The sequence below is a fragment of the Arthrobacter sp. C9C5 genome, assembly GCF_013359735.1.
GTDB lineage: Bacteria > Actinomycetota > Actinomycetes > Actinomycetales > Micrococcaceae > Arthrobacter.
Map to the genome: position 1 here is coordinate 135,981 of NZ_JABFMX010000005.1, position 13,254 is coordinate 149,234.

A 13,254-nucleotide genomic window follows, 5' to 3' on the forward strand; every position below is an offset into this window, starting at 1 on the left:
TCCCGCCTAGGGCGGTTCCGCGACCGCCAGCTGCACGGCCGAAGGCCGGCCATTCACTACGACAAGGGCACGGCCGGGCGGCGGGCAGGGCTCCGGGTCGAACCGGACACCGAGAATGTCGCCGTCCATGAGTTTCCGGGGACCGATCAGGATCCCGATGCCCTGGCCGCGGGCCTGGAGCGTTAGCGGCACGCGCTGCTGGATGACGGGACTGTAGCCCGCGGTCAGCACGACCGTCCAGCCCAGGGCGTTGAGCTCCGACAGCCGCAGGTTGGCGTCCATGCCCAGGAGATCCGCGTCATCAACTACCACGATGGCGGAGTGGTCGAGCTGTCCGGTGCGCGCCCGCTCCAGCACGGCGGACCAATGTCGGGCCGGATCGCTTCCCACCGCGGGAGGCAGCCAGTCCGCGGAGGGATTGAGGCCCGGCAACGCCTTAACAAGGGACGTTTTCCCCGAAGCCGGTCCGCCGAGGACGGCAAGAACGCTGGCCGGTGGCAGCGGAACTCCGACCGGTCCGAGTTCATCTCCGCCCACCCCGATCCAGAGCCGGGCGCCTCTTGCCGGCGGTGCCTGCTGCGTGGACGCCGGGCCGATCCGGGCCCGGACCTCGGCAACGGTCACTCTTGCCGGAAGCGGCTCGATGCGGAACGGCCGGGCTGTGGGGCGCTCGATCAGAGGCACGGTGGTGCGCGGCCTGGATGCTGCATCCGCCGGCTCGTAAAGCTGGGCTGCGTGCGGGGAGGTTTCGGCGAAGGGACCGGCTACGGCCACCCTGCCGGGGATGGACGGAATATCCGGTAGCCGCGGCCAGCCGTGCCGGGTTTCCTCTGTCGACCCGGCGGGGAAGAAGATGCGGTTGGGAAGCGCAGCGAAGAACCGCGCGGCCACGAGTTCGCGCTCGCCGGAGACGACGGCGGCAACGCCCGCCGCGGGGCCGTCGCGGATGATGTCGTGGACGAGGTCCTCGGCCCAGGCCAGAGGGCCGGCCCGGAACGCTGATACCCACGCCCCCCAGTTGTTCAGTACAAGAACCAGCGCCGGGGTGTCCGCTGTTCGGGGAGCGGTAAGCCGGCTGCGGACCTCCTCTGCCAGCCGTTCGAGTACCCGGACAGCCCGACGCAGCTCGTGGGCGCCTGCCCACGCGCCGACTCTGGGCGAGGAAGCTGCTCCGCGTAGGGAGCCATCCGCATCGAGGATATACAGGTGCGACTCGACCGTGCTGTCCAACAGCCGGTCCACCGTGAGACTCAGGGCACCGGCCGCCCCGGTCGGCGTACCGCCCGGGGCGCCGCCGAGGAGGGCCAGGTGGCCATGACGGGGCGCACACCAGCGGAGCTCACGAAGTCGCTGCTCTTCCGGCACGTCAAGCATCCCCAGCAGCAGCCCTCGCGCGGGCGCCGCGATGGCGGGGCCGGCCGCATGGCGGGGCAGCGGCAGCGATCCCGCCAGCGGCTCCGCTATCGGGCGCCGGGGGAGCTCGCCGCCGTGCTCTGCCCACAGCCGTGACGTCAGGCGCACCAGGGGAGCAGCGTCCCGCTGCGGGTTAGGAACGACGGGCCGATCCGTCCAAGGCTGGAGGCCAGCAGGTCTCCGCTGCAGCAGGGCCGCGGCTTCCGTGACCGTCACGACGGTGCCAGCAGGAGGCGAGGGGGCCGCCAGGGCGGCGGTCTGGAATTCCTCGGGTCTTCCGCTTCCGCGCACGAGGTAGGCGCGCCCCGGCCTCCCCAGCGAAATGGCGGCGGCGAGCCGCGAGTTCATGATGTCGGAAGACTCCAGCTCCGACTGGACCCTCAGGACGATGCTGCTTGTAACATTGGCTCGGATGTCCGCGTTGAGCGCCCCCTGCGGCCGCTGCGTGGCCATAACGAGGTGGATTCCCAACGAGCGTCCGATGGCTGCGATCCGCATGAGCTCCGTCAACGCGGCGGGCGCCTCCTCCACCAGCATCCGGAATTCGTCGATTACCAGGACCAGATGGGGCAGCACAGGCAATACTGGCGCCTGCGTCGTATCCGTGGCCTGCGCCTGGTAGGCGGTGAGGTCAGGCACGCCGCCCGCGGCCAGCAGTTCCTCGCGGTAGCGGACCTCGGCGCGGAGCGAGGCCAGACTGCGCTCCACTTCGTGGCTCGACAAATCGGTCAGCATCCCGACGCAATGCGGCAGGCCGGTCAACGGCCCAAGCCCGGAGCCGCCCTTGAAATCGACAAACAGCAGGTTAACGAGGTCCGGCGGGTAGCTGGCCGCCAGCCCGGCCACCAGAGTCCTCAGGAACTCAGATTTTCCGGAGCCCGTGGTTCCGGCCACGAGCAGGTGGGGGCCGTCCGCCTGCAGGTCCACGTGGAGCGGCCCGGATGCCGCGCAGCCAACAGGAACGGACAGCCCGCGCACCAGTGAACGGCCGACCGATTCCCAACGCTGTTTCACATCCGCGGCCGAGAGCGGCAGGAAGTCGGCTAGGCGGCAGTCGTCCGGGATCTGCCCTGTTTCGCTGTCTGTGACGGTTTCATGCTGGCCCCGGTTCCGGCAGAAGCGGTCAAAGACGTCTTCCGGAACAAGGTCGGGGGCAAAGGCTGTCTTTGCGGTGCCAGAGAAGAGAAAGGCCCGGCGCTCGCCGAGCACGACTGACTGGCGGCCGGCGCCGGCCTGCTCAGCGGCAGAACAGCTGAGTACTTGCCAGCCGTTTGGGGTTGCCGCAGCGCAGAGCGCCTGGGCGCCTCCGGTGTCTGTGACGATGATCAGCACGCCGCGGTCACAGCCTGGGCCGGGGCCGGCGGCAAGCTGCGCGGCGGTCATTGAATCACTAGCGGACAGGGAAACCCGCGCCAGGAAGCGTGCCGCCAGGGGCAGGGACGTCGCCGGACCATGCAGCAGCACCCGGGTTCGGCGTGCCCGGGGGTAGCTCGCAAGCTGCATGACCAGGAAGCGGATCAGCCCCGCGAGGGAGTCTGCCGGGCCCCGGAGTTCTGTCGGGGACGAGGGGTCCAGGCACACGGGGACGGGGCCCACGGGAGGGGCGCAGAACCCGGGATCGTCCGGGTCTAACCGGATTCTCGCGCTCTCCGGGGCCAGCCCTAGCCGCAGCCACACGGGCCCGGGTTCAACCTCCGATGCACCGCTGGATTCCGGTGACCCGGCGTCGGTGACCAGATCGGCGGCAGACGGCGCGGCCCGGCGCCGTCGATCGCGGTCTTCGTCCACTGCGGTAGCTACCGCCGCCTTCAGCTCACGGCGCCGTCTTCGGCCGGACAGCGCCGGTATCAGCACGGATACACCCGCAACGGCGGAAAATGCCAGGAACATCCACATGCCCGTTGCGACGGCCAGCGCGGCCCCCACGGCCAAGGGCAGGACTGCGGTGAGGAGAAGCACGGCGCGGTTGGCCGGGGAGACCGGATTGGGGATCCGGAGCGGTTCCGTCGTGTCAGTGCCGGCCTCGGCACCTCCCGCCCCGGCACCGTTGCCGCGCTGTCCGGTGCGCCCGCCGCGGAACACCAGGCCCAGGGTGGACTGGCCGCAGCCGATGACGGAATCGCTCGAGACCCGGGCGGTCTTCACCGGACTGCCGTCGACAGTGGTTCCATTGGCGCTGCCCAGATCGACCAGGGTGACTGCGGAATTGGTGACCTCCAGCCGGGCGTGTTCGCGGGACAGTTCGGGATCGGGAAGCACGAGTTCAGTCCCGGCGCGGCCCAGGAGGCAGTGGCCCCGGCGCAGCGGAAGTACCGTCCCGGCGCCTGGTCCGCTGAGTACAGCCAGCAGTAAGGCCGCGCCGGAGACGGAACCGCCGTCGGAGGCCGGGCCGGCACCGTCACCGGCGCCGTCGACCAGGACGGCGCCGGTGACCAACGGGGCGGTGCCGGCGGTCAGGGCGCCGAGAGGAGAGCCGGCCACCGTCAGCCCGACCGTGCCGAACCTCCGGGCCAGTGCTGACTCCAGTTCCGCCCCGGGGCAGCCTGCCGGCAGTTCGATAGACAGTTCCACGGGCATCCCCGGCTGTGCCGCGACAGGTCCACGGACCAGAGTGCACTGCAGCAACACCGGGAGGCTCCTTCCTTCGGACGGGGGCGGGGACGCGCGCAAAACCCACGCTAGGGAAGGCGCCGGACCGGCAGGCCACCGAATCCGGCCATGTGGAAAAGCGCCCGATGTGGAAAAGACCCGCCGCCGGGGGCAATCGGGCGCGGCCCGAGACCGGGCAGCTCCTGCGGCACACCGCCCTGGCCGGCCGCGATTCGTGGCACCGGCGTCTGGCTCGGTAGTCTAGAGCAGCAGACAATGCACAACATTGCGCTGCCCACATTCGAATCAGGAGATTTTGTGACCGCTGACCTCGTCATCGTAGGGTCGGGCTTTTTCGGCCTGACAATCGCAGAACAGGCCGCCACCGAGCTGGGCTTGAAGGTCGTCGTAATCGACCGCCGCCACCACATCGGCGGCAATGCCTACAGCGAAAAAGAAGAGCAGACCGGGATCGAAGTCCACCGGTACGGCGCGCACCTCTTCCACACCTCCAACGACCGCGTCTGGGAGTACGTCAACCGCTTCACGACGTTCACCAACTACGTGCACAAGGTCTACGGCGTCCACAAGGGCGAGGTCTACTCCCTGCCCATCAACTTGGCCACCATCAACCAGTTCTTCCGCGCGAACCTGACCCCGGGCCAGGCCCAGGACCTAATCAAGGAACAGGCCGGGGAGCTTGCCGGTACCGACCCGCAGAACCTGAACGACAAGGGCATCCAGCTCATCGGTCGCCCCCTCTACGAGGCGTTCATCAAGCACTACACCGGTAAGCAGTGGCAGACGGATCCGAAGGATCTGCCCGCCGGCATCATCTCCCGGCTCCCGGTGCGCTACAACTATGACAACCGCTACTTCAACGACAAGTACGAGGGCCTGCCGACCAACGGCTACACCGCGTGGATCGAGAAGATGGCCGAGCACCCGAACATCGAGGTCCGACTCAACACCGACTTCTTCGACGAGTCGCATGAGTACAGCAAGGACAAGGTCGTCGGCAACATTCCGGTCGTCTACACCGGCCCGGTGGACCGCTACTTCGACTACGCCGAAGGCGACCTCTCCTGGCGCACCATCGACTTCGAAGAGGAAGTGCTCGACGTCGGAGACTTCCAGGGAACATCGGTGGTCAACTACAACGACGCCGACGTCCCCTACACCCGCATCATCGAGCCGCGCCACTTCCACCCCGAGCGCGAGTACCAGACGGAAAAGACCGTCATCATGCGCGAGTTCTCCCGCGCGGCCGAGAAGGGCGACGAGCCCTACTACCCGATCAACACCGCGGCTGACCGCGAACGCCTGCTCAAGTACCGCGACCTCGCGGCCGCCGAGCGGGACGTGCTCTTCGGCGGACGCCTGGGCACCTACAGGTACCTGGACATGCACATGGCCATCGGTTCCGCCCTGACCATGTTCGAGAACAAGATCCGCCCGCACTTCGAGGCCGGCGCCAAGATTGAAAGCGGAGGAGTGGACGCATGAGCGTAGGCCAGCAAGACAATGAAACGTTGACAACGGAGACGGGCAACGAAGGCGCTTGGCAAACCATTCAGCGCGTGATCCTGCCGGGCGAGCGCGGGCTTGAGACCCTTCCGCTGTACATGGACTCCGGCGTGGTCAGCAGTGCCGCCGACATCGCGGGGGAACTGTCTGGATTTGGCCGGTCCAAGACCCCGGTCAAGCTCCTCGATCCGGCCCGGATGGCGCATGCGGATGACGTCACGTCGCGGACCAGCGCCTCGGTGCGTGCAGGTGAGCGAATCTCCTTCGCCACCTATTTCAACGCCTTCGCCGCCAGCTACTGGCGCCGCTGGACCACGGTGGAAGAAGTCCGCCTGCGGGTTCGGACTTCCGGACGCGGCACGGTCAGCATCTACCGGTCCAACGCCCGAGGTTCTCTTCAGCACGTTGAGACCGCCAGGGTCGACGGCGAAGCTCAGACAGAGTTCATTCTGTCCTTGGCGCCCTTCGGCGACGGCGGCTGGTACTGGTTTGACGTTACTGCCGGAACCGAGGAGATGGAGTTTCTCGGAGCCGAATGGCAGACGCAGGCGGCAAGGCGGCAGACCGGTTCGATCACCCTGGAAATCACGACCCTGAACAAGACCGGCTACTGCATCAACAATCTCCGCATTCTTGGGCAGCACCCTGAGGCGCTGGAGCAGGTCAAAGAGGTCATCGTCGTCGACCAGGGCACCGAAAAGGTGGCCGACGCCGAAGGCTTCGCCGAGGTTAAGAGTGCGCTCGGCGGCAAGCTCCGGATCATCAACCAAAACAACCTTGGCGGATCGGGCGGCTTCGCCCGAGGCATGTACGAGGCGGTGGAAAACGGCAGTGACTACGTCCTGCTCCTTGACGACGACGTCGTCATCGAGGCCGAGAGCCTCACCCGGCTCGGCACCTTCGCTGATTACTGCAAGAAACCCACCCTGGTCGGCGGCCACATGTTCGACCTTCATGACCGCAACGTTCTTCACACCCTCGGCGAGGTTGTCAACCCGTACCTGATCGGCCCCGCGGAACCCAATCCCAACCAGGAAATGCGGCACAACTTTGCGCAGCGGAACCTGAGGGACACGCCATGGATGCACCGGCGTGTCGACGTCGACTACAACGGCTGGTGGATGTGCTTGATCCCTACCACGGTCATCCGCGAGATCGGCCTGTCGTTGCCTGTCTTCATTAAGTGGGATGACGCCGAATACGGCGTACGAGCCAAGGCTGCGGGCTACAACACCGTTTCCTTGCCCGGTTCGGCAGTCTGGCATGTCTCCTGGATCGACAAGGACGACCTCGTCGGCTGGCAGGCCTACTTCCACACCCGGAACCGCTTCATCTACGCGTTGCTGCACAGCCCCTATGAATTCGGCGGCGGCCTCGTGGAGAACTCGATCAAACTGGATCTCAAGCACAACATTTCGATGCAGTACTACACGTTGCAGGGCCGGATCGAGGCCATGAAGGACCTGCTGCAGGGCCCCGGGAGCCTGCACAGGATACTCCCGACGAAGCTCCCCGAGATCCGGTCCATGGCCCAACAGTTCTCGGAGGCGCAGTTCAAGCCCAGCTTTGACGACTACCCGTCGGTGATGTCCACCAAGGTTCCCCGCCGCGGCAAGGGCGTATCGGTACCGTCCTACCTTCAGCTGCTGCCATGGTTGACAAAGACGGTGGTACGGCACGTCGGCTTCCCGGTATCGGACTCCAGCCGGGCCCATCCTGAGACCATCGTGCCTCATCAGGACAACAAATGGTGGAGGGTCTCGCAGTTCGACAGCGCGCTGGTATCCAACGCCGAGGGTAGCGCCGTGTCCTGGTACAAGCGCGATCCCCGCCGGGTACGCGCCCTGCTCGCCGAAAGCATCAAGGTGTATGGCGAAGTGCTGCGCAAGTGGCCGACGCTGAAGCAGGAGTACCGCGGCGCCCTCGCTGAGATAACGTCCATGGATGCGTGGCAGAAGACCTTTGACGCCAACAGTGAAGGCGACGACGCCCGATGAGTGCCAACGTGCAGGAACTCGTTGAGCCGGGGCTGGGCCGGGGCCTTGCAGATGTGGGCCGCTCACGGTTCCTGCTCAAGCTTCTCGTCCGCAAGGAACTCAAGATTCGCTACCGCGGATCCGTTTTGGGCCTGCTCTGGTCCTACGTCAAGCCGGGTGTTCAGTTCATCGTTTTCTACATTGCCCTAGGCGTCTTCCTAGGGCTGGAGCGAAGCCCCCGGAACCCCGAGGGGCTGACGAACTACGCTGTCTACCTATTTTCAGGCATCGTACTGATCAACTTCTTCACGGAGGCCCTGGGAAATGCCGCCCGGTCGATCGTGCACAACGGCAACCTGATCAAGAAGATCTACCTGCCCCGGGAACTGTTCCCGGTGGCCTCGGTGTGGGTTTCGGCAGTGCACTTTTTCCCGCAGCTGGTGGTGCTGGTGACGGCTTGCCTGTTCACTGGCTGGAAGCCTGACCTCCTCCAGCTGCTCTCGGCCGTCGGAGGTTTTGCCATCGTCGCGCTGCTGGCAGCCGGACTCGGGCTGCTCTTCGGCGCGGCCAACGTGTACTTCCGCGATTCGGAGAACCTGGTCGACATGCTGCTCATGGTGGCAACCTGGGCCTCGCCTGTGATGTACGCGTGGTCCATGGTCGAGGCGAAGCTCGGAGCAGCCGCCTTTGCGGTCTACCAGGCCAACCCGATCACCGTCGGCGTGGAGCTGTTCCATTACGCCTTCTGGTATCCCACCACCGACGGGTCTGCGCCCATGCCGCCGGACCTGCTGGGGCTCTGGTTCCCTGTCGGTCTCGTTGTGTCCGTCCTCGTGCTGGCTCTCGGCCAATTCACCTTCCGACGGCTCGAAGGCCGTTTCGCCCAGGAGCTGTAGTGGTTAACGCAATCGAAGTCACCGACATCAGCAAGCAGTTCGTGCTCCGCCACACCCGCTCCATCAAGGAAGCCGTGGTGTGGCTCGCCAAGGGCAGGAAAGGTGACCTGACCAAGAAGTTCCACGCGCTCAGGAACGTCTCGCTCCATGTCCAGACAGGCGAGACCGTTGCCCTGCTCGGACTTAACGGTTCGGGGAAATCCACGCTGCTCAAGCACATCTCCGGCGTGATGCTCCCGGACAGCGGATCGGTGCGTACCCGGGGCCGGGTCGCCGGCCTGATCGAGGTCGGGGCCGGCTTCCATCCCGACCTCTCCGGCCGCGACAACGTGTACCTGAATGGAGCAATCCTCGGGATGACTGAACAGGAGGTCAACGACCGCTTCGAGTCGATCGTGGAATTCGCCGAGATCGGTGAATTCATTGATACCGAAGTGAAGTTTTACTCCTCCGGCATGTACCTCCGCTTGGCCTTCTCGGTGGCCGTCCATACAGACCCCGAGGTTTTCCTCATCGACGAAATTCTCGCGGTGGGGGACGAACCGTTCCAGCGCAAGTGCATTGAAAAGATCAAGGAGCTGGCAGAGCGCGGCAAGACCCTCGTCGTCGTCAGCCACGACCTGGACCTCGTGTCCCGGATCTGTGCCCGCGGTGTCCTGCTTGAGCACGGAAATGTATTGTTTGATGGGCCGATTAACGAGGCGGTAAGCAGGCTACGCAACTAGTCGGCACACCCCGCCGCCGACGCGGCGCGGCAGCCGCTACTGTGGAGACAGGTCCTTCGGCCCCGCCATCAGGTATGAGAGAAAAGGCACGAGAATCGTGAAGATTGCTGTAATTGCGTTGGGAAAGATCGGCTTGCCCTTGGCCGTCCAGTTTGCCTCCAAGGGGCATGAGGTCGTCGGCGTCGACGTTAACCGGCAGGTTGTAGACCTCATCAACGCCGGAACGGAGCCATTCCCCGGCGAAGCCCAGCTGCAGGAAAAGCTTTCCGAGCTGGTGCCGGCGGGTAAGCTCCGGGCGACGACCGACTACGCGGACGCGGTCCCCGAAGCCGACGTCGTTGTCCTCGTCGTGCCGCTGTTCGTCGATGCGGATGCGAATCCTGATTTCGGCTGGATGGACGCGGCGACCGCCGAACTTGGCAAACACCTGACGCCCGGCACCTTGGTCTCCTACGAGACCACCCTTCCGGTCGGCACAACCCGGACCCGTTGGAAGCCGGCACTCGAATCGGCCTCGGGCCTGGTCGAAGGCCAGGACTTCCACCTCGTGTTCTCTCCGGAGCGCGTGCTCACAGGCCGTGTGTTCGCGGACCTGCGCAAGTACCCCAAGCTGGTCGGAGGCCTGTCGGAAGCCGGGGCCGCCAAAGCTGTCGAGTTTTACGAGGCTGTCCTGGACTTCGACGAGCGGACCGACCTGGCCCGCCCGAACGGCGTCTGGGATCTGGGCTCCGCCGAGGCCTCGGAGTTGTCGAAACTGGCGGAAACCACCTACCGCGACGTCAACATCGGCCTCGCCAACCAGTTTGCCCGCTATGCCGCCACGGCTGGCATTGACATCTACCAGGTCATCGAGGCCGCCAACTCGCAGCCCTACAGCCACATCCACACCCCGGGAATCGCCGTCGGCGGACATTGCATCCCCGTCTACCCGCGGCTGTACCTGTGGAACGATCCGGAGGCGACGGTGGTGCGCGCTGCCCGCGCCGCCAACGCAGACATGCCGTCGTACACCATCGGACTGCTGGAGGGAGCTTTCGGCGACCTCACCGGCGCCCGCGTGGTCGTTCTTGGCGCCGCGTACCGCGGCGGGGTCAAGGAGACGGCGTTTTCGGGTGTCTTCGACGCAGTGAAGGCCCTTGAACAGCGCGGCGCCGCGGCGCTAGTCCATGACCCGCTGTACACCGACGAAGAACTCCAGAAGCTGGGCTTCGAGCCCTATCACCTAGGGGAACCGGTCGACGCGGCCGTGGTTCAGGCCGACCACGCCGAGTACCGCACGCTGGGGCCGCAGCAGCTCCCGGGCGTCCGGGTCTTCATCGACGGCCGCAGGGTGAGCACCCCTGAGGCATGGGATGGCGTCCAGTACCGCGTCATCGGCAAGGCGTGACCTCCTCGCAGCCTGCGCCGATCACTTTTTCCCTTTGACAGGAGATCCACGATGAACAACATTGCCCCGAGCGCCGATGTTTCGGACCGCGCCGTGCTGGGCGCAGGTACAAAGATCTGGCACCTGGCCCAGGTGCGTGAGGACGCCACCCTGGGAGAAAACTGCATCGTCGGCCGCGGCGCCTACGTAGGCACCGGTGTCCAGATTGGCGACAACACCAAAATCCAGAACTACGCGCTGGTCTACGAGCCCGCAAAGCTGGGCAAGGGCGTGTTCATCGGGCCTGCAGTGGTCCTGACGAACGATACCTACCCCCGCTCAGTCAGTCCCGACGGATCGTTGAAGAGCGCGCACGACTGGACCCCGGTGGGCGTCACGATCGAGGACGGGGCGTCCATCGGAGCCCGCGCCGTCTGCGTGGCGCCGGTGACGATCGGCCGCTGGGCGACCATCGCCGCAGGCGCCGTCGTCACGAAGGATGTACCCGCCTTCGCCCTGATGGCCGGAGTGCCTGCCAAGCGGCTCGGCTGGGTCGGCAAGGCCGGCTTCCCGCTGCGTGAGGCGGACGGGTTCTGGGTGTGCCCGGAGACGGGCGCCAAGTATGTTGAAGAAGAAAATTTCCTGAAAGAGGCAGAGGACAACGCATGAGCCCGGACTTTATCCCCGCAGCCAAACCGATCATCGGCGACGAAGAGCGGGCGGCCGTAGACGCCGTACTCGCCTCCGGAATGTTGGCCCAGGGCAAGCAGGTAGCTGAGTTTGAAACCGAATTCTCGTCTGTGCTCGTTGACGGCCGCGCGGCCGTTGCCGTGAATTCCGGCACGTCGGGTCTCCACCTGGGTCTCCTCGCCGCCGGCGTAGGCCCGGGCGACGAAGTCATTGTGCCGTCCTTCACCTTTGCCGCCACCGGCAACGCGGTGGCACTGACCGGCGCTACTCCCGTCTTCGCTGACATTGAGCTGGACCATTACACCTTGGACACGGAGCATGTTGCTTCGCTGATTACGGAGAAGACCAAGGGCATCATGCCGGTCCACCTGTACGGTCACCCCTTCGACGTCGAGGGCCTCGGCAAGCTTGCCGCGGAGCGGGGCATCGACCTCTACGAGGACGCAGCCCAGGCGCATGGCGCAAGCTTCAATGGCAAGAAGGTGGGCAGCTTCGGCACCTTTGCCATGTTCAGCCTGTACCCGACCAAGAACATGACGTCCGGTGAGGGCGGCATGGTGACGACGTCGGACGCCGCCGTCGAGCACAAGCTTCGGCTGCTGCGCAACCAGGGCATGGAAAAGCAGTACGAGAACGAGATCGTCGGCTTCAACGCCCGCATGACTGACCTGCACGCCGCCATTGGCCGCGTCCAGCTCACCAAGGTGCTGGGCTGGACCGCGCAGCGGCAGCAGAATGCGGCTTTCCTCGACGCCAACCTGGAGAACGTCGGCACCCCGGCAGTCGCGGCGGGGGCGGGCCACGTCTACCACCAGTACACGATCCGGGTCACCGAGGACCGCGACGGACTGGCCAAGGCCCTGCGGGAGGAGTACAACATCGGAACCGGCGTGTACTACCCGGTCCCGAACCACCGGCTTCCGTCCTTCAACCGGACGGAGGACCTGCCCAACACGGAGACGGCGGCCAAGGAAGTGCTCTCGCTGCCGGTTCACCCCTCCCTGAGCCAGGACGACCTCGAGCGAATCGTCACTGCCGTCAACGCCGTCGCCAAGGCCGGTGCCTGAGATGGCGAACCTGCGTGTTGGCCTGATCGGGCTGGGAATGATGGGCCGGCACCATGCCCGGGTCCTTCGCGAGTTGCCCGGTGTGGACCTGGTGGCGGTAGCGGACGCCTACGGTGATCCCCACGGTGTGGCCGGTGGCCTCAAGGTGCTCTCTTCGGTGGAAGAACTTATCGCCGAGGGACTCGACATGGCCGTTGCCGCCGTCCCCACGGGGATGCATGAGGAAGTCGGCCTGGCACTGGCCGACGCGGGCGTCCACACCCTCGTGGAGAAGCCGATCGCCGCCAGCGCCGAGGCAGGACAGCGCCTGGTAGATGCGTTCGAGGCCAAGCACCTGGTGGGGGCCGTGGGTCACATCGAACGTTTCAATCCCGCCCTGCAGTCCCTTCGGAAGCGGATCGAAGCCGGCGAACTGGGCGAGGTTTATCAGATTGCCACCCGCCGGCAGGGTCCCTTCCCGTCACGCATCGCCGACGTCGGCGTGGTGAAAGACCTGGGCACTCACGATATCGACCTGACCGCGTGGCTCGCCCAGAGCCGCTTCGAGTCGATCTTCGCCCACGTCACCACGCGCAGTGGTCGTCCGCATGAAGACATGGTGGCCGCGACCGGACAGTTGGCAAACGGCGTCATCACGAATCACCTCGTGAACTGGCTTTCTCCCATGAAGGAGCGTTTGACGATCGTCACCGGCGAAAAGGGCGCATTCGTCGCCGACACGGTGACGGCGGACCTGACGTTCTTCGAAAACGGCACCGTAGCCACGGAGTGGGAGTCGATGGCAGCTTTCCGGGGTGTCTCCGAGGGCAACATGACCCGGCTTGCAATCGCCAAACCGGAGCCGCTGAGGACCGAGCACGAGGCCTTCCGTGACGCCGTCCTGGGGCTGCGCAACGACGTTGTCACCATGCGCGAAGGTCTCGACACGCTGTCGGTCGCCGAAGCTGTGCTGGAGTCCGCGCGCAGCGGGCAGATGGTCAAAGTCGTCGCCTCGTGACGGCGCGA

At 65.7% G+C, this 13,254-nt stretch carries 9 protein-coding genes; 8 read left to right on the top strand and 1 reads right to left on the bottom strand.

The genetic code is table 11. The features are described from left to right. Positions 1-6 precede the first annotated feature (6 nt). Positions 7-3,990 carry a type VII secretion EssC family protein gene (locus tag HNO80_RS05630; RefSeq protein ID WP_217500651.1) on the bottom strand — a complete coding sequence of 1,328 codons (3,984 nt, stop codon included), beginning with the start codon at positions 3,988-3,990 and terminating at the stop codon, positions 7-9. A 330-nt stretch (positions 3,991-4,320) separates the two neighbouring features. On the opposite strand from HNO80_RS05630, the gene glf reads away from it, so the two are divergent. The 8 genes from glf to HNO80_RS05670 all read left to right on the top strand — a co-directional run bounded on the left by glf (position 4,321) and on the right by HNO80_RS05670 (position 13,246). Next, positions 4,321-5,508 carry a UDP-galactopyranose mutase gene (gene glf, locus HNO80_RS05635; protein ID WP_175321848.1) on the top strand — a complete coding sequence of 396 codons (1,188 nt, stop codon included), beginning with the start codon at positions 4,321-4,323 and terminating at the stop codon, positions 5,506-5,508. Next, positions 5,505-7,526 carry a glycosyltransferase gene (locus HNO80_RS05640; RefSeq protein ID WP_175321849.1) on the top strand — a complete coding sequence of 674 codons (2,022 nt, stop codon included), beginning with the start codon at positions 5,505-5,507 and terminating at the stop codon, positions 7,524-7,526. The genes glf and HNO80_RS05640 overlap by 4 nt, the downstream gene beginning before the upstream one ends. Beyond that, the gene (locus tag HNO80_RS05645; RefSeq protein ID WP_175321850.1) at positions 7,523-8,401 is read left to right on the top strand and encodes an ABC transporter permease; all 879 of its coding nucleotides are present in this window, start codon (positions 7,523-7,525) and stop codon (positions 8,399-8,401) included. Before HNO80_RS05640 ends, HNO80_RS05645 begins: the two co-directional genes overlap by 4 nt. Further along, positions 8,401-9,126: an ABC transporter ATP-binding protein gene (locus tag HNO80_RS05650; protein ID WP_175321851.1), complete on the top strand. Its 726-nt coding sequence runs from the start codon at positions 8,401-8,403 to the stop codon at positions 9,124-9,126. The genes HNO80_RS05645 and HNO80_RS05650 overlap by 1 nt, the downstream gene beginning before the upstream one ends. Before the next feature lie 97 nt (positions 9,127-9,223). After that, complete coding sequence (locus HNO80_RS05655; protein WP_175321852.1) at positions 9,224-10,513, top strand: nucleotide sugar dehydrogenase; 1,290 nt, start codon at positions 9,224-9,226, stop codon at positions 10,511-10,513. Positions 10,514-10,564: 51 nt separating this feature from the next. Beyond that, positions 10,565-11,161, top strand: a complete 597-nt coding sequence (locus HNO80_RS05660) for an acyltransferase (RefSeq protein ID WP_175321853.1) — start codon at positions 10,565-10,567, stop codon at positions 11,159-11,161. After that, positions 11,158-12,249, top strand: a complete 1,092-nt coding sequence (locus HNO80_RS05665; protein ID WP_175321854.1) for a DegT/DnrJ/EryC1/StrS family aminotransferase — start codon at positions 11,158-11,160, stop codon at positions 12,247-12,249. Before HNO80_RS05660 ends, HNO80_RS05665 begins: the two co-directional genes overlap by 4 nt. Position 12,250: 1 nt before the next feature. Then, positions 12,251-13,246: a Gfo/Idh/MocA family protein gene (locus HNO80_RS05670; protein ID WP_175321926.1), complete on the top strand. Its 996-nt coding sequence runs from the start codon at positions 12,251-12,253 to the stop codon at positions 13,244-13,246. Positions 13,247-13,254: the final 8 nt, after the last annotated feature.